This is a genomic window from Streptococcus equinus (assembly GCF_049393735.1).
In the GTDB taxonomy this organism is placed as follows: Bacteria; Bacillota; Bacilli; order Lactobacillales; family Streptococcaceae; genus Streptococcus; species Streptococcus equinus_G.
Genome location: NZ_CP185946.1, coordinates 1789714 through 1812708, shown reverse-complemented (window position 1 = coordinate 1812708; position 22995 = coordinate 1789714). Strand labels below are relative to the sequence as shown.

Genomic DNA, 22995 nt, shown 5'->3' with positions numbered 1-22995 from the left:
AGTTTTCAAAAAAAGAAAGAAGGAAAAGGATTTTATAATGAAGAAGTTTAAATTGCTCCTAGCAGCTTTTGTTGCTACACTCTTCGCATTCGTTGGTGGGAATGCATTCGCTTATACTATTACAATTGACCATGTCGCAGACGGTCACACTTATGAAGCTTACCAAGTATTTTCTGGTACGCTTGCTTCAGATGGTAAAACTCTTTCAAACATTAAATGGGGTTCTGGTGTAACACCATTTACATTCGAAAATAATTCAGAAGCTCGCGCAATTGCTGAAGCAATCGAAAATCAAAACGATGACTCAGACCTTGCTAAAAAATTCTCAAAAGCAGCTGGTGCAAATCTTACAACTCCAGCAGCTACTAGTGAACTAAGTGCAAACGGAACAGCAGTTCTAACAGTTTCTGAACCTGGTTACTACTTGGTAAAAGATAAAGATGGTTCACAAGATGGTAACGATGCAGCTTACACTCGTTTTATGATGGAAGTTGTTGGTGATGTCAACGCCACAATTAAAAACGACAAACCATCTGTTGAAAAGAAAGTAAAAGAAACTAACGATTCAACTGGTGAAACAACTGATTGGCAAGACTCAGCCGACTATGATAAAGGTGATGTTGTTCCTTTCCAATTGAAAGCAACACTTCCAAAACACATCGCTGACTATGAACACTACTATGTTGAATTTACAGATACTTTGTCTGCAGGTTTGACATTTAACAATATCACTTTGGTTAAAGCTGACGGTAAAACTTTGTCAGAAGGTGAATACCAAGTGACTACAACAACAAACGAAGACGGTACAACAACACTTTCTGTTGTCATCACTGATGTTAAAGCAGTTAACAAAAAAATTAATAAAGATGACCTAGTTATCGTAGAATACAATGCAACTCTTAATGATAAAGCTGTTCTTGGTTCAGCAGGTAACCCAAACAGTGTTGAATTGACTTACTCAAACAACCCTAACGATACTGGTGATGGACAATCTAAACCAACAAGCACTGGTAAAACTCCAAAAGATACTGTAAAAGTTTTCTCTTACAAAGCAGTTATTAACAAAGTTGACCAAGACGGTAAAGCTTTGGAAGGTGCTGGATTCACACTTTACAAAGAAGGTAAAAAAGAAGAAAAAATCAAAGAAATCTCTGCTAGTGATGCAACAACATTCGAATTCGATGGTCTTGATGCTGGTAACTACAAACTTGTAGAATCAACTACACCAGATGGTTACAACACAGCTAAAGATGTTGAATTTACAATCAACGCTAAAACTGATGTTGAATCAGCTGACCCTCAACTAGAATCACTTTCAGGTGATATCAATTCAGGTGAAGCTAAATTTGATGCTGACAAAGCTAACGGTACATTGACTGCTAATATCGTCAACCGTAAAGGTTCACTTCTTCCATCAACTGGTGGTGTTGGTACAACAATCCTTTACGTTGTCGGTTCAATCCTTGTTCTTGTAGCAGCTGTTCTTCTTATCACTAAAAAACGTATGGATGCAGCTAAATAAGAATTTGTTATAATAATATTAACTTTGTTTAATTAATCATCCGATAAAGGGAGTGGCAAGGAGCACGAGCTCACTTTCTACTCCCTTTACTCTTGCAACTGTCGGGAGAGCTCTTTAATATGCAAAAAAAATCAAAAGATAATTTTTTGACGAACGCACTCGTCTTTATATTAATAATCGGGCTGTCCCTTTTGTTGTATCCGACAGTTAGCGATTATTGGAACTCATTTCACCAATCAGAAGCGGTAGCTGGTTATGTCCAAAATGTTCAGGACATGGGTCAGCAAAAGAAAGATGACATGTTGGCAGCAGCCAAAGCCTACAATCAGTCTTTAGCAAAAGGTGTGATGCCTGATTTGAATCTGTCAAAGGCTGAGAGAAAACGTTATGATAGTACGCTCGATGTCACAGGTACTGGTATCATGGCATATGTCGATATTCCAAAGGTTAATACGACTTTGCCAATTTATCACGGTACTGATGATAGTATTTTGCAGGTGGCTGTTGGTCATATTCCTGGAACGTCTCTGCCAGTTGGTGGTAAGGGAACGCACGCTGTGATTTCAGGTCACCGTGGGTTGCCTTCGGCTAAATTGTTTACAGACATCGACCGTTTGCGTGAAGGTGATACGTTCATGATTCAGGTTTTAGATGAAACACTGACTTATGAAGTTGACCAGATTTTAACGGTCTTGCCAGATGATGTCTCAGCGCTAGCCATTGACCCAGATAAGGATTATGTAACCTTGGTAACATGTACGCCTTATGGTGTTAACAGTCACAGACTTTTGGTACGCGGTCACCGCATTCCAAATAAAGTCAAAGATGCGCGTGTGGTCTCTGAAGCGAGCCGTGTTGACGCAATGATTGTTGCACCGGTAATTGCTGTTTTACTTTTCATCATCTTGCTATTGGTGAGTGCTGTTTATCGCAGACTACGGAAATAATTATTTAAAAAGTTAGCTTACTCAGCTAGCTTTTTTAGTTTTTAAAACTGTTATTATCTGAATTTTTTGATAGAATGTTGATAACAGAATAAAGGAGATTTTTTATGACTCGATATCAAGACGATTTTTATGATGCTGTCAATGGTGAGTGGGAAAAAACAGCTGTAATTCCAGCTGATAAACCTCGTACAGGTGGTTTTTCAGATTTGGCTGATGAAATCGAAGATTTGATGTTGGATACAACCGATGATTGGTTGGCTGGAAAAAATGTTCCAGAAGATAGTATCCTACAAAACTTTGTTAAATTTCATCGCATGACATCTGATTATGAAAAACGCGAAGCAGTTGGTGTAGCACCTGTTTTACCATTGATTAAAGAATATAAAAGCTTAGTTTCATTTGCGGATTTTGCAAAACGTATTGCAGAATTTGAAATGGCTGGTAAACCAAATGTTTTTCCATTTGGTGCGGCACCAGATTTCATGAATGCTCAGCTTAATGTGTTGTGGGCAGAAGCCCCTGGCACAATCTTGCCAGATACAACTTACTATGCTGATGACCACGAAAAAGGTAAAGAATTACTAGCCACTTGGCGTAAAATGCAAGAAGAATTGCTAGCGAAGTTTGATTTTTCAGCAGAAGAAATCAAAGATTTGTTGGACAAAACAATCGAACTTGATGCCAAACTTGCTAAGTACGTCCTTTCACGCGAAGAATCTTCAGAGTACGTTAAACTTTATCACCCATATGACTGGGCTGACTTTACAAAATTAGCACCAGAACTTCCTTTGGATGCGATTTTCACAGAAATCTTGGGAGAAATTCCTGATAAAGTTATCGTTCCTGAAGAACGTTTTTGGACAGAATTTGCTGCTGAATATTATTCTGAAAAGAATTGGGAATTGCTTAAAGCAGACCTTATCCTTTCTGCAGCAACAAGTTACAATAGCTATTTGACAGATGAGATTCGTGTTCTTTCTGGGACCTACAGTCGTGCTCTTTCTGGAACACCACAAGCAATGGACAAAAAGAAAGCAGCTTACTATCTAGCATCTGGTGCTTACAGCCAAGCTCTTGGGCTTTGGTACGCTGGTCAAAAATTCTCACCAGAAGCAAAAGCTGATGTTGAACACAAAGTGGCAACGATGATTGACGTTTACAAGAAACGTTTAGCTGGCGCAGATTGGTTAGCACAAGAAACTCGTGATAAAGCTATTGTGAAATTAAATGTCATCACTCCTCATATTGGTTATCCGGAAAAATTGCCAGAAACTTATGCGAAGAAGATTATCAATGAGTCTCTATCACTTGTTGAAAATGCACGAAACCTTGCTAAAATTTCTATCGCACACAGCTGGAGCAAGTGGAACAAGCCCGTTGACCGTAGCGAATGGCACATGCCGGCTCACATGGTCAATGCTTATTACGACCCACAACAAAACCAAATTGTTTTCCCAGCAGCTATTTTACAAGCACCATTTTACAGCTTGGAACAAAGTTCATCAGCTAACTACGGTGGTATCGGAGCAGTTATTGCTCACGAAATTTCACATGCCTTTGATACTAACGGAGCATCATTTGATGAAAATGGTAGCTTGAATAACTGGTGGACTGATGCGGATTACGAAGCATTCACAAAACGCACCGATAAAATCGTTGACCAATTTGACGGTCTTGATTCATACGGGGCAAAAGTAAATGGTAAATTAACTGTTTCAGAAAATGTCGCAGACCTTGGCGGTGTTGCTTGTGCACTTGAAGCTGCTAAGCAAGACGACGATTTTTCAGCTCGTGATTTCTTTATCAACTTTGCTACTATTTGGCGTATGAAAGCTCGCGATGAGTACATGCAAATGCTAGCAAGTATCGATGTTCACGCACCAGGTAAACTTCGTACTAATGTGACACTGACAAACTTTGATGAATTCCATGAAGAATTTGATATCAAAGCTGGCGACCCAATGTGGCGTGCACCAGAAGACCGTGTCATTATTTGGTAATCACTCAAGATAATGAGCCAAACAAGAACTTGTATTAGGCAAGTTCTTGTTTTTTTCTATCTCTTTTTTTAAAATATGATACAATAAACATTAGTTAGTATACCTAGATAATATAACTAGTTTTTTAAAATAGAAATATAGAGCTATGATTTTCTAAGCTGTTTAGGATAACAGACATGACCTTTCTTGTTGGGAGAATTTAGAAAACGTAGTTTCTATAAATCCAAAATTATTGGAATTTTGTCAAAAAAGGAGACTGTATGAAACTTGAAAAATCAATGCAACTGGGTGAACTTTATCGCGAACTACGAATTGCGCGTGGATTGAAACTAAAAGATGTCGCACGAGAAAACCTCTCTGTGTCACAACTTTCACGTTTCGAAAACGGACAATCAATGCTCGCTGCCGATAAACTCTTAATCGCCATCTCAGGTATCCACATGACCTTCTCAGAATTCGGACACGCGATTAATAACTATCAAGAGACTAAATATTTTCAGTTATCGAATAAAATATCTGAATTATATAACAAGCAAGACATTGAGGGACTTTACAGGTTGCTTGGGTCAGAAAAGGAGTCTGAAGCCTTTGATGTATATAATCGTTTGAATGAGCTCATGATTAAAATAGCAATTCACACACTTAATCCATCTTATGTTATTACTGAGGAGGAAAAGACATTTTTGACATCTTATCTCTACGAAATAGAAGAGTGGACAGAGTTTGAATTATATGTTTTTGGTAATACTATGACTATTTTATCGGAATCTGATTTAATTTTTTTAGGGAAAGCATTTGTGGATCGTGATAAATTGTATTTATCGTTAACAAGCCATAAAAAAAATGCTGAACTTGTTTTTTTAAATTTGATATTAAGTTTGATTAATTATCGTAAAATTTATCAAGCTAACTATTTTATCGAGGCTCTAGAAAAAATTTTAACTTATCAAGATATGTTTGCTATGACATGGTTGAATTTTATTAAAAGAATAATTAGCCACCTAGAGGAAGAATCAAGTGACTTGTCTGACTTAGAACATTTTATTTCTTGCGTAGAAGAAATAGGAAGTCCAGTAACAGTTAATCTTTTAAAATCTACACTATCAAATGTTTTTAACAATAGTTAGGCGATCAAGACAAGAAAAATATATACAAAAAAACTAATTTTCAATAATTGTTTTAATGTTTGTGTAAACATAATAAGTATCCTCCAAATTTTATATATTACGTATATTCATAGGTTTTGTAACAACATCATTAGGGCAGGGAAGGGATAAATGTTGTTACTCTGGTTGATTTGATTGGTTTTAACAAGTGTTAGGGTTATGGGTAATATACAAAAAATGGAAGTATTAGAACGACAGTTTTTAGTAATTGTTTAAGGGTTAGTTTAAGCATTAGTAGTATCCTCCTTAGTAAGTATGTCTTCATTTTAACAGCGAAAAGTGCGAAATCGGTTTATTTGCAAATCCGCAAATAAACTTTTTTTATTGAGCAAATATACAATTTTCAGAAAATTCTACGCATGAGTGGTAAGATATTGGTGTAACCTATTTGAATAGTTTACTTATTGGTTATTATTTTTCGAAAAAGAATACCGAAACGTGTTTTATTATCATCACTTTAGAGATTTTATCTTTAAGGTTGGATTTTTTAGCAAACTCAAAATTTGTTTTGCTCATTTTGGTGTACCCTAGGATTACATTAGCTTCTTCTCCATTTCCATTCATGAGTTGATTCTAGGGAATTTAGGCTAATTTGAACTGTCTGATTTTGAAAGTTGTGCTTTATGTTTTCTGGTGATAGCTGCAGAAGTGTTGGCTATCATTGATTAATACTAGTTCTGGCAGCCTTACCAACGTTATTGATGTAAGGTATTATTACTTTCACAAGGTGAGAGGACAAGAGTGTTTTGACGTCAGTATAATCTCCTGCGGATTAGAGTACAAAGAATGCTTTAATGGTGTTACTTGTGTACTGTTGAATTGCTTTTTCTTTCCACCATCCATCTGTCACTTTATATTAGATAGCGGTGCCAGCTGTATTTTCCAGGGAGCCGGACATTTCTTGGCATCAAATCCATCTTAACTACTACATCCTTTTTGAAGGTAACTTGTTTAGAAAAATCTGTTTAACCTCTTACCATTTGTAACAGATGGCGTGCGATAGTGGTGCTTGAGATGTGCTGGATAATGAAGCGTTACGGCTAAAAAGTCAGTTAATTGGCATTAGTTAAAAAATATGTTTTGTATTTTTCTGGCTTTCCAACCTGTCCGTGGAGCAATCCACAGTAAAGCCGATACGATGCTATTTTGAAGCTGTTAGCAATGGTGTCAAAACTTTTATCTCCACATAAGACAAATTTTACGTTCCCTTTGTCGTTGCAATTAGCGAGGTAAGAGTTTTGATGATTGGTGCCAATTTTGATGATAATGCGGAAGTCACTCTAGTTGGGTGACTTTTTTTGTGGTTAAAAAGTGATTATTTGCAGGATTTTAGGATTGTCTGGCAGAATTTCGCGAATAAGGCTTGACGTGCTTTTGAATTTAAGGTAAAATATTACCTGTTATGGCGGTATAGCCAAGTGGTAAGGCACGGCTCTGCAAAAGCTTGATCGTCGGTTCAAATCCGTCTACCGCCTTCATGACATAAAAAAGCTCGACATTGTCGGGCTTTTTTCGTTTCTAAAATGATTGGTAAAAGTAACTATCAAACGGCGAAAATAAAAACTGTTTCAAGCAGCATATGGCTTGTCAAAGCCTTGATTTTGTGATAAACTATGATAGTTGTATTATGCAACAAAATACTCATTCTGGATGTATTGTGAACCTGTTGCTCTTTATGGGTGGGCTTGCAAGATGAAGTCTGGAAGAGGAAAAAAACATTATATAAAGGAGAAACTACTCATGGCAGTAATTTCAATGAAACAACTTCTTGAAGCTGGTGTTCACTTCGGTCACCAAACTCGTCGCTGGAACCCTAAGATGGCTAAATACATCTTCACAGAACGTAACGGTATCCACGTTATCGACCTTCAACAAACTGTAAAAATGGCTGACGCAGCTTACGAATTCGTTCGTGATGCAGCTGCAAACGACGCTGTAATCTTGTTTGTTGGTACTAAAAAACAAGCTGCTGACGCTGTTAAAGAAGAAGCAGAACGCGCAGGTCAATACTACATCAACCACCGTTGGTTGGGTGGAACTCTTACAAACTGGGATACTATCCAAAAACGTATCGCTCGTTTGAAAGAAATCAAACGTATGGAAGAAGATGGAACTTTTGAAGTTCTTCCTAAGAAAGAAGTTGCTCTTCTTAACAAACAACGTGCTCGTCTTGAAAAATTCTTGGGTGGTATCGAAGATATGCCTCGTATTCCAGACGTTATGTACATTGTTGACCCACACAAAGAACAAATCGCTGTTAAAGAAGCTAAAAAACTTGGTATCCCTGTAGTAGCTATGGTTGATACTAACGCTGATCCAGATGATATCGATGTTATCATCCCAGCTAACGATGACGCTATCCGCGCCGTTAAATTGATCACTTCTAAATTGGCTGACGCTGTTATCGAAGGACGCCAAGGTGAAGATGCAGATGCTGACTTCGCAGCAGAAGCAAAAGCTGATTCAATCGAAGAAATCGTTGAAGTTGTAGAAGGCGACAACGAATAATATTTCGAGGCTTAACAGTCTTAGATATGCTTTAAACGGGGCAGAAAGCAAACCGCTCTGTCTCGTTTTTATTATTTAGTAAACAAAAAACCTGGAGGACATAAAAATGGCAATTACTGCAGCTCAAGTAAAAGAATTGCGTGAAAAATCAGGTGCTGGTGTTATGGACGCCAAAAAAGCACTTGTTGAAACTGACGGTGACATGGAAAAAGCAATTGAATTGCTTCGTGAAAAAGGTATGGCTAAAGCAGCTAAAAAAGCTGACCGCGTTGCTGCTGAAGGTTTGACTGGTACTTACGTTGACGGTAACGTTGCAGCAGTTGTTGAAGTTAACGCTGAAACTGACTTCGTTGCTCAAAACGCACAATTCGTTGAATTGGTTAAAGAAACAGCTAAAGCTATCGCTGAACAAAAACCAGCTAACAACGAAGAAGCTCTTAAAGTAACATTGGCTTCAGGCGACACTTTGGAAGCAGCTTTTGTTAATGCAACTGCTACAATCGGTGAAAAAATCTCATTCCGTCGTTTCGCACTTATCGAAAAAACTGATGAACAACACTTCGGTGCTTACCAACACAACGGTGGACGTATCGGTGTTATCACAGTTCTTGAAGGTGGCGACGAAGCTCTTGCTAAACAAGTTTCAATGCACGTTGCAGCTATGAAACCAACAGTTCTTTCATACGAAGAACTTGACCCACAATTCATCCATGATGAATTGGCTCAAATGAACCACAAAATCGACCTTGATAACGAATCACGTGCAATGGTTAACAAACCAGCTCTTCCACACTTGAAATTTGGCTCTAAATCACAATTGACTGATGAAATCATTGCTCAAGCTGAAGAAGATATCAAAGCTGAACTTAAAGCTGAAGGTAAACCAGAAAAAATCTGGGATAAAATCATCCCTGGTAAAATGGCTCGCTTCATGCTTGACAACACTAAAGTTGACCAACAATACACACTTCTTGCACAAGTTTACATCATGGACGACAGCAAAACTGTTGAACAATACCTTGATTCAGTAAACGCTAAAGTTGTTACTTTTGCTCGTTTTGAAGTTGGTGAAGGTATCGAAAAAGCAGCTAACGATTTCGAATCAGAAGTTGCAGCTACAATGGCAGCAGCTCTTAACAAATAAGAATTGTTTGCTAAATAAAAAGAAGATCACTTGTTGATCTTCTTTTTTGTTTTGTTAATAAATAAAGAGTTTGGAAGTTGTTCCAAACTCTTTATTTAAAAATTTTTTGATACTTTCCTTAGGTGGTGCCGTCGGCAGCGACTTCCTACGGAATTCCATGCTTAAGTTTTGAGCCTAAGGTCTCAAAACTTCCGGGTGGCTGAAATTATTTTTGTTTCAGCCACTTTCACCACGTCGTTCAGTATCTTTTTGTTGCGAGCAAAGCTCGCCATAATTATGAATTTGAACATAGGAAAAGATTACTTATGTATTATTTTAAATTTAAAGTAAGTTTATTGACGTTATAAGAGTTTGGAAGTTTTTCCAAACTCTTTTTCAAATTCTTAAGATAGAGCACCAAGACCAAGAACAGTTAGTGTACCCATGATTAAGCCTGCTAGGATGACGCCAAGCATGACGGCTGTAACACTACGTTTGAAGTCCCAGTCGAGGATTGAAGCGGCAAGGGTACCTGTCCAAGCTCCTGTACCAGGAATTGGAATACCAACAAAGAGAAGAAGGGCGATGAAGACACCTTTGTCTCCTGCTGCATCTTCGAGTTTTTTACCGCCTTTATGTCCTTTTTTCAAGCACCAAGTAAAGAAACCACCAATGACTGGTTTATCAGCTCCCCACTCCAAGACACGGCGTGCAAAGAAGAAAATAATCGGTACGGGAATCATATTTGCAATAACACCAATAATTAGTGCTTGCCACATTGGAATTCCTGTCGCAATGGCGTATGGAACGGCACCACGAAGTTCAACAAGTGGCACCATGGCAATCAAAAATGTAATAATATAGTTCATTTACTTGAAACCTTTCATTTGTTACAAAGACAATTGTATCTTATCTTTTGGGCAAAAACAACTAAAATCTGTAGGAATAGAAAATATTATTTTCAGGAATTTTCTTGTTAAGGTGGCAATTTTTGATAAAGCCCAGTAGATTCGGTCATTTAGTGTATTTTCGTTTATAAAACATGATATTTTTGTTATAATATTAGTCAGTTATAGTCAAAGAGAGTCCATCTAAAAATGGTCTTTAATCTTGAAAAGGAGGAAGCTAATGGCAAAAAATACATCTGATAGTATTGAAGAGTATATCAAGCAACTACTAGCTCAATCTGGTATTGCTGAGATTAAACGGTCAAACTTGGCAGATGCCTTTCAAGTTGTTCCTAGCCAAATTAATTATGTGATAAAAACACGTTTTACAGAGAGTCGTGGCTATATAGTCGAAAGCAAGCGAGGTGGCGGAGGCTATATCCGCATTGCGCGAGTGAGTTTTTCAGATCAACACCAAATGTTTGATAATTTGATGGGAAGTATTGGCGAGTGCATCAGTGAGCAAGTTTTTACAGATTTGATTCAATTGCTTTTTGATGAAAAAATTATCAGTGAACGTGAGGGAAATCTGATTTTAGCAACAGCTTCTGATGAAGTTCTTGGAAAAGATGCGCCTCAGATTCGAGCACGTATGTTGCGAAAAATTTTACAAAGATTAGATAGAAAAGGATTCCATTTATGAGTGAATATTCAATGAAAATGCAGGAGGTTTTCAGCATTGCCCAGTTTCAGGCTGCGCGATTTGAAAGCCCATATTTAGAAAGTTGGCATGTGCTTTTAGCCATGGTAGCTGTCCATGATTCAGTGGCTGGCTTGACGTTTGCTGAATATCAAAATAAGATTGCCTATGAAGAGTATGAAGCAGCAGCTGTTTTGGCTCTTGGTAAATCACCATTGTCAGATGTGAAAAATGTTCAATTCTTAGAACAATCAAAGGCTTTAAAAGACGTTTTGGCGTTTGCAGAGTCTATTTGCAAAGTAACTGACGGTACAGAAATTGGAACTGAGCACGTGCTTTATGCGATGCTCTTGAATCTTGATTTGTTTGCAACTCGTCTGCTTGAAGTTGCTGGATTCAAAAATAAAGAAGATGGTGACTCAGCTCGTTTGATTGATTTACGTAAATCATTGTCACGTAATGCTGGATTTACCAAAGAAAAAATCAAAGCTATCCATGATCTTCGTAAGCCTAAAAAAGCTACAATGGGCGGAGCTTTCTCAGAAATGATGAAACCTCAGTCAACTGCGGGAGAATTGTCAGATTTTACTCGTGATTTGACTGAATTAGCTCGTCAAGGAAAACTTGAGCCAGTTATTGGACGCGAAAAAGAAGTTTCTCGTATGGTTCAAGTACTTAGCCGTAAGACTAAAAATAATCCTGTCTTAGTTGGTGAAGCTGGTGTCGGAAAAACAGCTCTTGCTTATGGCTTGGCACAACGTATTGTCAATGGTGAAATCCCTTATGAACTCCAAGACATGCGTGTCTTAGAGCTTGATATGATGAGTGTTGTTGCGGGGACTCGTTTCCGTGGTGATTTTGAAGAACGTATGAACCAAATCATCTCAGACATTGAAGCTGATGGACATATCATTTTGTTTATCGATGAAGTCCACACTATCATGGGTTCTGGTTCAGGTATTGATAGTACTTTGGATGCTGCTAATATCTTAAAACCAGCTCTTGCGCGTGGTACACTTCACATGGTTGGTGCGACAACACAAGAAGAATATCAAAAACATATTGAAAAAGATGCTGCGCTTTCTCGTCGTTTTGCTAAAATTACGATTGAAGAGCCAAGCGTTGAAGATGCTTATCAGATTCTTCTTGGACTTAAGAAATCTTATGAAACATTCCACAATGTTATCATTTCTGATGAAGCTGTGATGACTGCTGTTAAAGCTGCGCACCGCTATTTGACAAGCAAAAATCTTCCAGACTCAGCTATTGATTTGTTAGATGAAACGAGTGCAACGGTTCAAGGTCTTGTTAAGAAAAAAGCTCCTGAAGCTTTGACTGATATTGATAAAGCTATCTTGGAAGGTGATTTCAAAAAAGCAACGAAATTACTTAAAAAATCTCATAAGGCTGTGACACGTAAGCCAGCAGTTGTCACTGAAGATGACATTATGGCGACTCTTAGCCGTCTGTCAGGTATTCCTGTTGAGAAAATGACACAAGCTGATAGCAAGAAATATTTGACGCTTGAAAAAGAACTTCACAAACGTGTTATCGGTCAAGATGCTGCGATTTCTGCTATCAGCCGTGCGATTCGCCGTAATCAAGCAGGTATTCGCACAGGTAAACGTCCAATTGGTTCTTTCATGTTTTTAGGACCAACTGGGGTTGGTAAAACAGAGCTTGCTAAAGCTTTGGCAGAACTTCTTTTTGATGATGAATCTGCGCTTATTCGTTTTGACATGTCTGAGTACATGGAAAAATTCGCGGCGAGTCGTCTTAACGGAGCGCCTCCAGGATATGTTGGCTATGAAGAAGGTGGAGAACTTACAGAAAAAGTTCGTAACAAACCTTATTCAGTCCTTCTATTTGATGAGGTTGAAAAAGCTCACCCAGACATTTTCAATGTGCTTCTTCAAGTCTTGGATGATGGTGTGTTGACAGACAGTCGTGGTCGTAAAGTTGACTTCTCAAACACTATTATTATCATGACGTCAAACCTTGGTGCGACAGCTCTTCGTGATGATAAGACTGTCGGATTTGGTGCGCGTGATATGGCTCATGACTACGATGCTATGCAAAAACGTATCATGGAAGAACTTAAGAAAACTTACCGTCCTGAGTTTATCAACCGTATTGATGAAAAAGTTGTCTTCCACCATTTAACACAAGAAAATATGCGCGATGTTGTTAAAATTATGGTTAAACCATTGATTGCAACTTTGGCTGAAAAAGATATCACACTTAAATTCCAACCATCAGCGCTTAAATACCTTGCTGAAGCTGGATATGACCCAGAAATGGGGGCTCGTCCACTTCGCCGTACTCTTCAAGATAAAGTCGAAGATAAATTATCAGAGCTTATCCTAGCAGGCGACCTAGCAAGTGGAGATACCCTTAAAATTGGTGTTTCTAAAGGACAACTCAAATTTGATATTGCATAAAAAAAAGCCCTTGCTAGAGTTTAAAGCTAGCAAGGGTTTTAGTTTTGGTACAAAGAGTATCACACAATATCTTGGATGTAACTTTTGAGTTCAGTTTTATTGATTTTAGATAGGTTTAAAATTCCCAAAAAACAAAGATGAGTCCGATACATTTTTTGATAGTCAAGGTCATTAGAAATCAAAATAAGATTAGAATGGGGCTCTTTTAATCGTATCTTTTTAGCGATTTTAATGCCATTCCAAGACTTTAAATGTACGTCATTTATGATAAAATATGTGTTAGGAGTTTTATGATTTGGGATAAGTCGATAAAAGGACATATGTTTAATTGCTCTATTGGGATAGTGTTCAGCTAAGATTTCTTTGATTGTGCGGTAGAAATTTTTATTGTACCAAACTGGTTGCATGACATAAATCATAGAACCTCCTTTCAAAATTATTCTAGCAAATGCAAACATAATATTTTAGATTATCTAATGAATAGTCGTTTATTTGTCATGAATAGCAAGTTTTTACCGTTCATGACATTTTAATAGCCGTTCGTTACATATTGTAAAAGTTGTGTTTTGCCTTTGTTATGATAGTTTTACCGGGAGGTTTTTTATATGGATTATATTATGGTAACACAGGGCAAGGTAACACAAAAAATTAAACTGAAAGATATTTATTATATTAGTACGGTTGTAGATAAACCGCACATGCTTAAAATTGTGACTAAGAATAATTGTTATGAAATTTATGGGAAATTAAAAGATATTCAAGCAATTGCTCCTCGAGTACTTATGCGTTGTCATAGGCAATATTTGGTCAATCTTTTTAACGTCAAAGGAATTAATAAGGGAAATCAACAGATTATTTTTATAACTACTAGTGTTGACAGTATTAAGTGCTCAAGACGCTGTTTAAAAACTGTTATGCAAACTTGGAAGAATTTATAGGAGTTTTAAATGCTAAATATCTTTGTGTTAGAGGATGATTTTTTCCAACAATCACGTTTGGAACAAGCTATTAATCGTTGTATGAAAGAAAATCAACTGAAATACCGTCAGTTGGAGATTTTTGGCAAGCCTCAGCAGCTTTTAGATGCTATTAAGGAACAAGGAAATCATCAATTTTTCTTTTTGGATATTGAAATAAAAGGTGAAGAGAAAAAAGGAATGGAGATAGCGCGTGAGATTCGTGCAAAAGACCCTAATGCAGTGATTGTTTTTGTGACAACTCATTCTGAGTTTATGCCAGTGACTTATAAATACCGTGTAGCTGCTCTTGATTTTATTGATAAGGGGCTAGCCGATAGTGATTTTTACGATGCGGTATCTTCTGTTTTGGTATATGCTTTTGAAAATGTTGATACAACTGTAGCCAGCGATGCTTTTGTTTTTAGAAATGAGCACTCTCACGTTCAAGTCCCATTTTCAGATATTCTATATTTTGAAACGTCTTCGACTATCCACAAAGTCGTTTTAACCACAAAAACAGGTCACATGGAATTTTATGGTAAAGTTTCAGATATTGCAAAGGCAGATGAACGACTTTATCAAAGTCATCGTGCCTATGTCGTTAATCCAGAAAATGTCACTAAAATTGATCGTACTAACCATATTGTCTATTTTGAAGATGATGAATCGTGCTTTGTGTCACGTCTGAAACTAAAAGGATTAATCGAAAGAGTGGAGAAATAGAGGATGACAGTCGAATATGAAGGAATGTACTTTGTTAGTTGGCTCATAAAATTATTTATCTTTCAACAAATTAGTCACTATAAACTGGGTTGGAAATTATTTTTAGCAATTCCCTTATTTTTTACTTTAATTGAATACTTTGACTATAATATTGTATTTTTTGCTGAGCCACTTTTTTTACCTCTTATTTTACTTTTGGTAAAGCATTTCAAGACAAATTGGAATTGGAGTCAATATCTTTTTTATAGTTTATTTCCGTATGCCATTGATGATGTTTTTACAAGAATTGCAGATATATACCTTAGATTTTCACTAAATTTAACAATTGAAGAGTGGAGAAATTTTGCGTGGTCGGATTTAATTTTAGTTCTTTTAGTTGTTCCTTTTTATTGGGGATTTGTTAAGTTGATAAATCTTGATGTTTATGAAATTACTAAGAGAAAAAAATATAAAAAGATTGAAATTATTACCAACGTTTTAAATATATCATTAATACTGTATATTTTTATGATGCATGTCCTTTCAAGTCTTCCTGGTCTTGAGTCAGAGGGATGGGTTAAACTTAATATTAATTATATCTACTGTAGGATTCAGTTAGTATCACTATACTTATTATTTTTATTAGGGATCTTACTATATTTAAATTACAATTTTAGACGTTATCAAGCGCAAGAGTTAAGCTCACAAAAAGATCAGCAACTTAAGTCTTTATCTGAATACAGCCATCATATTGAATCACTTTATCAAGAAATTCGAAGTTTTCGTCATGATTATACTAATGTTTTGGTGAGCTTGAATGAATCGATTAAGGCAAAGGATATTGACTCTGTAGAAAAGGTTTATCATTCTGTACTTGAAAATACTGATAAGAAATTTTATCAAGGTAAATATGATATTGCTAACCTCTCAAACCTTCAAAATGATGCAATCAAGAGTATTGTATCTACAAAATTGCTTAAGGCCAACAATATGGGGGTAGATATTTCTGTTGAAATCCCAGAAGTCATTAGTTCACCTAATATAGAAATTTTAGATTTTATTACTATATTGTCGATTTTTTTGGATAATGCTATCGAAGCTAGTGTTTTGGCAAAGAAACCAAGTTTAACCTTAGCTTATTTTGAAGACAGAGGACAACAATTATTAGTTATCGAAAATAGTACAAAGATTTCCAAAATCAACACCAAAACCATCTTTAAGCGAGGCTTTTCATCAAAAGGCGATAATCGAGGCATCGGTCTAGCCAATGTTAAAGAGATTTTAGATAAGTATGATAATGTTATCTTGAATACGACAAGCGCTGATTATCAGTTTAGGCAGGAGATGAAAGTGGGGTAAACGGTTCGAGGAATGTTTTTTTTATTTGTCAAAAAACCATTCATGACAATATAGCTACCATTCATTACATTTTTAAGCTGTTGAGATGCATTTAATCTATAATAACCTGTAAATAATAGTTAGGAGAAAAATATATGTTTTCAGCTATTTTTAAATCGATTTTTAAACGACGTGATGTCAGTATTTTGCTGGCGTTCTCACTTTTGCCTTTGGTTACCCCGTTTTTTATGGCAAATCAAAATATTGATACAATGTCTACTGACGGATTCACCTCGAGTCTATTTTCATTTATTGTTGGAGCCTTGGATACTCAATATAAGTTAATTATTCCGACTTTGATAATAGCATTTATTGTTAGTTCAGTTTTTCGTGATGAAATTGATAACGGCATTATGTTTTTATACAAAGACATCAATAGAAATCGTATTTTTAAAGCAAAAATGAATGGTTTGTTTTTGCTGTATGTCATTTATTTGGCTTTATCATCATTTGTTGGGATAATTACTTATTACGCTGTTCTTATTCCAAAATATGGTTTACAAATCAGAATAATGCCAAGTAGCATGCTTGATTTTGAGAAGAATTTAATCGTTTTATTAACAACGATTGCCTTAAACTTAATAACAATATCTCTGATTGCTTGGATTGCCATTTGCAAAAAAACATTAGTTGCTGCCTTGTATGGAGTGCTATTTACGCTTCTTTCTATGGTAGCTCCAATGTTGAAGACGTTTCGTTATGTTTATCCAAATAGCTATGCTGAACTAATCAAGGAATTATCTTTTGGTAAGGCATTTTTTATAGCAGCTATTTTATCAATCGTGTATTTGGAAATTACGTATTTATTGGCTAAAAATAAATTTAAAAAAATTGAATTCTAGGATTAAAGGAAGAATCAGGAGAAAATATGCTTAAAATTGAACACTTGTCAAAAAAATTTGCGGGAAATGATTTCTACTCGCTTTCTGATGTTTCAATGGAGATTGAAAAGGGCGAGATTGTTGGTTTGATTGGGAAAAATGGTGCTGGTAAATCAACTTTGATGAAAATGATTGCCAAATCTCAAAAACCGACTAGTGGAACAATCACTTACAATGGAACTGATATCAATAGTCGTGACAATGTCTTAGATGATTTTGGAATTATGATTGACCCAGTCTTTTATCCTGAGATGTCTGTTATTGATAATTTGAAATTTTATTTGAAACTACATGGCAAAGAGGAACTTTATTCTAATATTGAAAGTACTTTGAAATTGGTTGAGCTTTGGGATGCTCGCAATCGTAAGCCAAAAGGTTTCTCTTTCGGGATGAAACAGCGTACAGCCTTAGCGATTGCCTTGGTTGCTGAGCCAGATTTCTTGATTTTGGACGAGCCTTTTGTAGGACTTGACCCGATTGGTGTGCAAAAGTTAATTACCATTTTGAAAACATGGTCAAGTGAACGTCAAATTTCTATGTTGATTTCAAGTCACCAACTTGGAGAATTGGAAGCTTTGTGTAATCGTTACGTCTACATTGAAGCAGGAAAATTAGCGGATGCTTTTGAAGGAAAAGAAAATCCAAGTCTTGTGGTTGACTTGGATACAACTAAAGATTTGACTGTTTTAAATCCATTCTTGAGTGAAACGATTGTTCTAGAAGGGCACTCACTTGATATTTCAACAGTGACAGCAGCGAAAGAGCTTAACCGCCTCTTTGAAGTTCTGGCTAGTCACGAATTAATTGCTGGCATTTCTGTTAAGGAAAACCATCTGAAAGATGTTTTTATGAAAGGGTGAGATACGATGAAATATGTTTTTTTAGCAGTATTTGATTCTGTCTGGAAACGCAAAGAAACAAAGATTTTTCTTGCCTTTAGTTTGTATCCGTTAGTATTTTACCTATCTTCATTTTTCCCGGATTCAGAGTTTATGAAACTTAGTGCAGATCCAGGAACTACATTTAGTTTTATTGAGTTCTTTAATTTGCTATTTGGTACAGTTAATTCAATTACTTTGCCAGTTCTCGCACTTTATTATTTGACTCACACTGTTTTTAGACGAGAAATTGATAATTCTTTACTGTTTTTGTATAAAGATATTGATAGAAAGAAAATCTTTATAGCTAAGATTCTTAGTTTGTGCTTAATTGTCACGATTTTTGGAGTGCTATTTTTAGGTTTTACACTTGTAGCGCACTATGGTGCTGTTGTAAAACTTCCTTTAGGTAGCCATGCAATATTTCCTGCAACAGCTAAGGAAATGTTAGAAACTTTATTGAGTATCGGCGTTTCTTTCATCGATTTTTATATTTCAATTTTTCTTGCTGCTTTCTTCTCACTATATTTTAGTGGCGGTGTCACATTATTGGCTGGTGTGATTATTGGAACAGCAACTGAAATTATTGCACTTATCGGTGGTCCAGTTGCTCTAGCTTACCCAACTTGCTATAATCAAATGATTTACGAAGGTAAGCTTGTGGAGGCTGTCGTCGGTATTGTAATTGTGACTTTCATTTATGTTGTAGTGCTATCTTATTTTGGATTTAAGAAATTTAAATCTGTTGAATTTTAACATAAAAAATCCCCGATAACTTTTGTTATCAGGGATTTTTTATCTCATCGTAAGCTATTAAAGATTTCTTTAACTTCGTCGATGGTTTCTGCGCGTGAGACGGCTCCACGGATTTTGGCAGCGCCAGCAGTACCACGGAGGTAGTGTGGGGCTAAGCCGCGGAATTCACGGACAGCGATTTTTTCACCTTTGAGGTCAATCAAGCGTTTGAGGTGATCTTCTGCAATGTCCAATTTTTTGACAAATGGAAGATCTGGCAATTCTTCGCCAGTTTCAAAGTAGTGATTGATTTGAGTGAAGATGTAAGGATTGTTCATGGCAGCGCGCCCAACCATAACAGCATCAACACCGATTTCTTCAATCATGTATTTCGCATCGTGAACGCTGCGCACGTCACCATTCCCGATAAATGGAATTTTAGTGATGGCTTTTGAAACGCGAGCAAGTGTTTCAAGGTCACATTTACCTGTGTACATTTGTTCACGTGTGCGTCCATGCATAGCAAGGGCAGAGACACCAGCTGATTCAGCAGCAAGGGCATTTTCAACAGCTAGAGAGTTATCTGACCAGCCTGTACGCATTTTTACGGTAAGTGGAATATCAAGAACAGAAGTGACTTCATCGATGATGTGATAAATCTTATCAGGGTCTTTGAGCCATTTTGCTCCTGCTTCGTTTTTGACAACTTTATTGACAGGACAGCCCATATTGATGTCAACGATGTCAGCTTTTGTATTTTCTTGGATGTATTCAGCTGCGCGTTTTAGACCATCTGCGTCGCCACCAAAAAGTTGGATTGACATTGGATGTTCTGTTTCATCAATATGAAGCATGTGAAGAGTTTTTTCGTTATTGTAAAGGAGACCTTTTTCAGAAATCATCTCCATTACGACTAAGCCAGCTCCAAATTCTTTGGCAATAGTACGAAAAGCAGAGTTTGTCACCCCTGCCATGGGTGCTAGAACCGTACGGTGAGGGATTTCAACATCACCAATCATAAATGATGAGCTGAGTTTAGTCATTGATTAACCCCTCCAAATCTTCTTCAGTGAAGTTGTAAGTTTTACCACAGAATTGGCAAGTAATTTCAGCGCCGTGGTCTTCGTCTTTCATGGCTGTGAGTTCGTCTTTACCAAGTGTGATAAGGGCATTTTCAAAACGTTCACGTGAACAGTCACAGTCAAAGCCGATTTCTTCTTCAGAGAGAACTTTGTATTCGTCTTCGCCGTAGATAGCATTTAAAAGAGCTTCGATGTGGTCGTCAGATTCCAAGAGTTTTGAAATGGCAGGCATTTCTTGGATACGTTTTTCGTAGCGATTGATTTCTTCTTCAGAAGCACCTGGCAGAACTTGCAACATGAATCCTCCAGCAACTTCGACTTTGTCTTCGTCGTCAAGAAGAACGTTAAGTCCAACGGCAGAAGGTGTTTGCTCAGATTCAGTCAAATAAAAGGCTAAATCTTCACCGATTTCACCTGAGACAAGTGGGGTTGAAGAAGTGTAAGGATTTCCGATGCCATAGTCTGTAATGACAACGAATTGACCAGCTCCCATAAATGGACCGACGATAACTTCGCCAGTAGCTGTTTTCTTAACGTCAACGCCAGTATTTTGAATGTAACCTTTAACGTGTCCTTTTGTATCAGCCACAGAAATGATGTGACCAAGTGAGCTATCACCAATAACTTTGACAGTTACTTTGCTATCTCCTTTTTGGTTAGCAGCTAAAATTTGGTTGGCAATAAGTGTTCGACCAAGAGCAACTGTAGAGCTAGAGAGTGTTTGGTGTTTTTCTTGAGCAGTTCTAACAGTCTCAGTGCTATCAAGCACATAAGCACGGAAAGAACCAGATTTTGAAATTGATTTTATAAGTTTATCCATAAGAATATTATAACACAAAGCAAAATTGATGGGCTAGTATTGTGAGCTGTAAAGCGTAATCATGCAGTGAAAAATGAGAAGCAAAAAAAGCGAGGTTCTCCTCGCTTTTTAGTTTATTTTTCTTCTGTGACGTCTGTTTTTTCGACTTCTTCTTGGCTTTCTTTGCCTTCGTTAAGAAGGGCTTCGACGATTTTTTGGTCACGAATTTTAACAGAGTCGTTAATGGTTTCTGCGGATTTTACAACGGCTGCTTCGAGTTGGGCGCGCTGTTTGCGACCGTTGTCGATAGCTGCGATAATGCCGTTGTTTTGTTCGACGAGGCTCTCAGCAAGAGCTGTGACAGATTGGATAGAAACGGTTGGGCTTTGTGCAGTGCGTTCGAGCATAGGGATGGCTTCTTTGCTTGTTTCAGCAAGCATTTGAAGCGCAGCGTTATTAGCATTGACAATAGCATCAGCAGTCACGCCAGATTTGACGGATTGCTGCAAAATGCCGAGCTGGGCAATTGACAATTTCATTGTCGGAATGGTGTTGCGACGGAGCATGCCAAGTTTTTGGCGCATGTCTGATGAGACTTTGACCATGTTGCGCATTTGCGGTGTGGTTGTCCAAGCAACGTAAAGGCGACTGAGGTATTCAGTGTGCTGTTGTTCAAGCGTATTGATGACTTCAGTCATGCGAGCTAATTCATCAGATTTTACTTGGTAATCAGGTGTTGCGCTATCAAGTGTTGCAAGTTCATTTTGAAGAGCTTGCGCACGGTTGGCACTTTCTGTCTGAGAAGCTTCGATAAAGGCAATAACGCCAACCAAGTTTTCAATAGATTTGTTATTGTCCTCAATCAGCATTTCTGCTGAGACGATGTTGCGAGCCAAGGTTTCTTCTTGTTTGACAACAGCGGCAGCCATGCCATCCATTTTTTGCTCGATATTTTGTGAATCAAAATAGAATTCTTGCAGGCTATTTTTGCTTTGCTTAAAGAGCTTTTGTAGGAAATTTGGCTTCTTTTCGAGCTCAGCAGGTTTAGCGTCTTTGTATTTGGCGATAAAGCCGTTTAACTCGCGGTTAGCGTTTTTGAGCAGGTCCTCAACTTGTGGAATTTCAAGTTTCTTTTGCTCAGCCAAAATACGGTTGACAGTCGTGTTAACTTCTTCAACAGCAGATGTTCCAAAATCCAGCAGAGCATTTTGGTCAGCAACAAAATTATCAACTAAAGCAGGCGCTTTTGCTGTGATTGCTGATTGTTGTTCAGGAGTCAATTTGTCGTAAAAAGAGACTTGACCAGTTGCTGAAGTATCAGTTGCTACGATGATTTCGGTTGTTTTGTCTGTTTTTGTGATTGCATTGTCTGCGATTTTATCAATGTCAAAGTTAAAAGTATCAGCCATAATACCCTCCCATTAAACTTATAAGTTTGTATCGTCGTCAGCCATCATGCGAAGACTGATATCGAAGTCTTTTAAGTCACTTTCATTTAGCTTTCTAAGTGTTTCATCGAGAGCCAAATCAAATTTTTCCATTGCGGCTTTCGCTTTTGCTAAACGCTCATCAGCATTGTAATAATTTTTCGGGGCTTTTTTGATTTTTAGATAGCCATCCAAAATATCGCGGAAGCGGTCCATATCAGCCTCGTGAAGAGCAGTGAGCTCTTCTTTATTATCAGCATTTTCAATCTTCTTCAAGATAGTCAAATGGTCTTGCTGGATGTTATTGTAAAGATGAGCTAACTCCGGAGCGAGTTTTAGTAAATCAGCTTCTTCTTCAGAAATGTCAGGATTTGCAGGTGAGACGTCCAGTCGGTCTAGTTGGAATTCGATATCTTTTTCAACGGTTTCAGCTTTTTTGAGAACACGTTTGTAGATGTTTAAATCCATTTTTGCTTTGAGCTCACTAACTTCAGACTTGATGTGACGTATTTGTGGCAATAGCTGGCGCGCATTGACAACGTATTGGGTGTAATCTTTTTCGTCGAGATAATTATCCAAAAGTTTGACTTGGCGGTCAGCGATACGAATGTTGTCTTTTAAATCTTGTAGGCGTTCTTTGGTATTGACCTTTTCAAGACGTGATTGCTTGGTCGCAAAATAATAAATACCATATCCAATACCACCAATGATAGCAAGTGGAATAATGATTTCTAACAAGCTTTCAAGTAAAGCAATAAGGAGGATTACACCAATAATAGCGGTAATAAGACCTCCTCCGTTATTTCTAGGTCGAGACATATATTCAATCCATTTCTATCT

At 37.2% G+C, this 22995-nt stretch carries 20 protein-coding genes and 1 tRNA gene; 15 read left to right on the top strand and 6 right to left on the bottom strand.

Annotated features, from left to right (window positions below; translation table 11 throughout):
• Window positions 1–37: 37 nt before the first annotated feature.
• The 7 genes from ACNTMY_RS09050 to tsf all read left to right on the top strand — a co-directional run bounded on the left by ACNTMY_RS09050 (window position 38) and on the right by tsf (window position 9287).
• The gene (locus ACNTMY_RS09050; protein ID WP_423216195.1) at window positions 38–1522 is read left to right on the top strand and encodes an isopeptide-forming domain-containing fimbrial protein; all 1485 of its coding nucleotides are present in this window, start codon (window positions 38–40) and stop codon (window positions 1520–1522) included.
• A gap of 119 nt (window positions 1523–1641) precedes the next feature.
• Window positions 1642–2469, top strand: a complete 828-nt coding sequence (locus tag ACNTMY_RS09045; RefSeq protein WP_423216194.1) for a class C sortase — start codon at window positions 1642–1644, stop codon at window positions 2467–2469.
• A gap of 104 nt (window positions 2470–2573) precedes the next feature.
• Window positions 2574–4469: a M13 family metallopeptidase gene (locus ACNTMY_RS09040; RefSeq protein ID WP_423216193.1), complete on the top strand. Its 1896-nt coding sequence runs from the start codon at window positions 2574–2576 to the stop codon at window positions 4467–4469.
• A 260-nt stretch (window positions 4470–4729) separates the two neighbouring features.
• Window positions 4730–5596, top strand: a complete 867-nt coding sequence (locus ACNTMY_RS09035; protein WP_027968308.1) for a helix-turn-helix domain-containing protein — start codon at window positions 4730–4732, stop codon at window positions 5594–5596.
• A gap of 1443 nt (window positions 5597–7039) precedes the next feature.
• Window positions 7040–7110 (top strand) — tRNA-Cys (locus tag ACNTMY_RS09030).
• 265 nt (window positions 7111–7375) lie between these two features.
• On the top strand, window positions 7376–8143 hold the full coding sequence (rpsB, locus tag ACNTMY_RS09025) for a 30S ribosomal protein S2 (RefSeq protein WP_021143273.1): 768 nt from the start codon (window positions 7376–7378) through the stop codon (window positions 8141–8143).
• A 106-nt stretch (window positions 8144–8249) separates the two neighbouring features.
• Window positions 8250–9287: a translation elongation factor Ts gene (gene tsf, locus ACNTMY_RS09020; protein WP_423216192.1), complete on the top strand. Its 1038-nt coding sequence runs from the start codon at window positions 8250–8252 to the stop codon at window positions 9285–9287.
• A 383-nt stretch (window positions 9288–9670) separates the two neighbouring features.
• Here the strand turns inward: tsf and ACNTMY_RS09015 are convergent, their stop codons facing one another.
• Entirely contained in the window at window positions 9671–10135 is a 465-nt protein-coding gene (locus tag ACNTMY_RS09015) for a COG2426 family protein (RefSeq protein WP_134775698.1), read from the bottom strand.
• A gap of 259 nt (window positions 10136–10394) precedes the next feature.
• Here ACNTMY_RS09015 and ACNTMY_RS09010 point away from each other — a divergent pair, with 259 nt between their 5' ends.
• Complete coding sequence (locus ACNTMY_RS09010) at window positions 10395–10856, top strand: CtsR family transcriptional regulator (protein ID WP_423216191.1); 462 nt, start codon at window positions 10395–10397, stop codon at window positions 10854–10856.
• On the top strand, window positions 10853–13294 hold the full coding sequence (locus tag ACNTMY_RS09005) for an ATP-dependent Clp protease ATP-binding subunit (protein ID WP_423216190.1): 2442 nt from the start codon (window positions 10853–10855) through the stop codon (window positions 13292–13294). The genes ACNTMY_RS09010 and ACNTMY_RS09005 overlap by 4 nt, the downstream gene beginning before the upstream one ends.
• A gap of 59 nt (window positions 13295–13353) precedes the next feature.
• Here the strand turns inward: ACNTMY_RS09005 and ACNTMY_RS09000 are convergent, their stop codons facing one another.
• Complete coding sequence (locus ACNTMY_RS09000) at window positions 13354–13713, bottom strand: hypothetical protein (protein ID WP_423216189.1); 360 nt, start codon at window positions 13711–13713, stop codon at window positions 13354–13356.
• A gap of 186 nt (window positions 13714–13899) precedes the next feature.
• On the opposite strand from ACNTMY_RS09000, the gene ACNTMY_RS08995 reads away from it, so the two are divergent.
• From ACNTMY_RS08995 to ACNTMY_RS08970, 6 genes are all read left to right on the top strand, one after another.
• Window positions 13900–14232 carry a LytR/AlgR family response regulator transcription factor gene (locus ACNTMY_RS08995; protein ID WP_423216188.1) on the top strand — a complete coding sequence of 111 codons (333 nt, stop codon included), beginning with the start codon at window positions 13900–13902 and terminating at the stop codon, window positions 14230–14232.
• A 9-nt stretch (window positions 14233–14241) separates the two neighbouring features.
• Window positions 14242–14976 carry a response regulator transcription factor gene (locus ACNTMY_RS08990; RefSeq protein ID WP_423216187.1) on the top strand — a complete coding sequence of 245 codons (735 nt, stop codon included), beginning with the start codon at window positions 14242–14244 and terminating at the stop codon, window positions 14974–14976.
• 3 nt (window positions 14977–14979) lie between these two features.
• Window positions 14980–16314 (top strand): sensor histidine kinase, encoded by a 1335-nt coding sequence (locus ACNTMY_RS08985; protein WP_134775694.1) that lies wholly within the window; start codon window positions 14980–14982, stop codon window positions 16312–16314.
• Between the two features lie 134 nt (window positions 16315–16448).
• Window positions 16449–17195 (top strand): hypothetical protein, encoded by a 747-nt coding sequence (locus tag ACNTMY_RS08980; RefSeq protein ID WP_423216186.1) that lies wholly within the window; start codon window positions 16449–16451, stop codon window positions 17193–17195.
• A 26-nt stretch (window positions 17196–17221) separates the two neighbouring features.
• Window positions 17222–18094 (top strand): ABC transporter ATP-binding protein, encoded by an 873-nt coding sequence (locus ACNTMY_RS08975; protein WP_423216185.1) that lies wholly within the window; start codon window positions 17222–17224, stop codon window positions 18092–18094.
• 6 nt (window positions 18095–18100) lie between these two features.
• Entirely contained in the window at window positions 18101–18868 is a 768-nt protein-coding gene (locus tag ACNTMY_RS08970; RefSeq protein WP_423216184.1) for a hypothetical protein, read from the top strand.
• 44 nt (window positions 18869–18912) lie between these two features.
• Here ACNTMY_RS08970 and dusB read toward each other — a convergent pair whose 3' ends face one another.
• The 4 genes from dusB to ACNTMY_RS08950 form a co-directional block, all read right to left on the bottom strand.
• Entirely contained in the window at window positions 18913–19890 is a 978-nt protein-coding gene (gene dusB, locus ACNTMY_RS08965) for a tRNA dihydrouridine synthase DusB (RefSeq protein ID WP_027968310.1), read from the bottom strand.
• Window positions 19883–20749 carry an Hsp33 family molecular chaperone HslO gene (gene hslO, locus ACNTMY_RS08960; RefSeq protein ID WP_021143267.1) on the bottom strand — a complete coding sequence of 289 codons (867 nt, stop codon included), beginning with the start codon at window positions 20747–20749 and terminating at the stop codon, window positions 19883–19885. The genes dusB and hslO overlap by 8 nt, the downstream gene beginning before the upstream one ends.
• Before the next feature lie 113 nt (window positions 20750–20862).
• A complete protein-coding gene (locus ACNTMY_RS08955) occupies window positions 20863–22137 on the bottom strand; it encodes a toxic anion resistance protein (RefSeq protein ID WP_423216183.1) in 1275 nt (424 codons plus the stop codon).
• Window positions 22138–22155: 18 nt separating this feature from the next.
• Complete coding sequence (locus tag ACNTMY_RS08950; protein ID WP_423216182.1) at window positions 22156–22974, bottom strand: hypothetical protein; 819 nt, start codon at window positions 22972–22974, stop codon at window positions 22156–22158.
• Between the last annotated feature and the right edge of the window lie 21 nt (window positions 22975–22995).

Excerpts from the sequence above, each read along its gene's own strand:
- dusB (WP_027968310.1), bottom strand. The coding sequence starts at position 19,890 with ATGACTAAACTCAGCTCATCATTTATGATTGGTGATGTTGAAATCCCT.
- rpsB (WP_021143273.1), top strand. The coding sequence starts at position 7,376 with ATGGCAGTAATTTCAATGAAACAACTTCTTGAAGCTGGTGTTCACTTC.
- ACNTMY_RS08985 (WP_134775694.1), top strand. The coding sequence starts at position 14,980 with ATGACAGTCGAATATGAAGGAATGTACTTTGTTAGTTGGCTCATAAAA.
- ACNTMY_RS08955 (WP_423216183.1), bottom strand. The coding sequence starts at position 22,137 with ATGGCTGATACTTTTAACTTTGACATTGATAAAATCGCAGACAATGCA.
- ACNTMY_RS08950 (WP_423216182.1), bottom strand. The coding sequence starts at position 22,974 with ATGTCTCGACCTAGAAATAACGGAGGAGGTCTTATTACCGCTATTATT.
- ACNTMY_RS09015 (WP_134775698.1), bottom strand. The coding sequence starts at position 10,135 with ATGAACTATATTATTACATTTTTGATTGCCATGGTGCCACTTGTTGAA.
- ACNTMY_RS09010 (WP_423216191.1), top strand. The coding sequence starts at position 10,395 with ATGGCAAAAAATACATCTGATAGTATTGAAGAGTATATCAAGCAACTA.
- ACNTMY_RS08975 (WP_423216185.1), top strand. The coding sequence starts at position 17,222 with ATGCTTAAAATTGAACACTTGTCAAAAAAATTTGCGGGAAATGATTTC.
- ACNTMY_RS09040 (WP_423216193.1), top strand. The coding sequence starts at position 2,574 with ATGACTCGATATCAAGACGATTTTTATGATGCTGTCAATGGTGAGTGG.
- ACNTMY_RS09050 (WP_423216195.1), top strand. The coding sequence starts at position 38 with ATGAAGAAGTTTAAATTGCTCCTAGCAGCTTTTGTTGCTACACTCTTC.
- ACNTMY_RS08995 (WP_423216188.1), top strand. The coding sequence starts at position 13,900 with ATGGATTATATTATGGTAACACAGGGCAAGGTAACACAAAAAATTAAA.
- tsf (WP_423216192.1), top strand. The coding sequence starts at position 8,250 with ATGGCAATTACTGCAGCTCAAGTAAAAGAATTGCGTGAAAAATCAGGT.
- ACNTMY_RS09005 (WP_423216190.1), top strand. The coding sequence starts at position 10,853 with ATGAGTGAATATTCAATGAAAATGCAGGAGGTTTTCAGCATTGCCCAG.
- ACNTMY_RS08990 (WP_423216187.1), top strand. The coding sequence starts at position 14,242 with ATGCTAAATATCTTTGTGTTAGAGGATGATTTTTTCCAACAATCACGT.
- ACNTMY_RS09000 (WP_423216189.1), bottom strand. The coding sequence starts at position 13,713 with ATGATTTATGTCATGCAACCAGTTTGGTACAATAAAAATTTCTACCGC.
- ACNTMY_RS09035 (WP_027968308.1), top strand. The coding sequence starts at position 4,730 with ATGAAACTTGAAAAATCAATGCAACTGGGTGAACTTTATCGCGAACTA.
- hslO (WP_021143267.1), bottom strand. The coding sequence starts at position 20,749 with ATGGATAAACTTATAAAATCAATTTCAAAATCTGGTTCTTTCCGTGCT.
- ACNTMY_RS08980 (WP_423216186.1), top strand. The coding sequence starts at position 16,449 with ATGTTTTCAGCTATTTTTAAATCGATTTTTAAACGACGTGATGTCAGT.
- ACNTMY_RS09045 (WP_423216194.1), top strand. The coding sequence starts at position 1,642 with ATGCAAAAAAAATCAAAAGATAATTTTTTGACGAACGCACTCGTCTTT.
- ACNTMY_RS08970 (WP_423216184.1), top strand. The coding sequence starts at position 18,101 with ATGAAATATGTTTTTTTAGCAGTATTTGATTCTGTCTGGAAACGCAAA.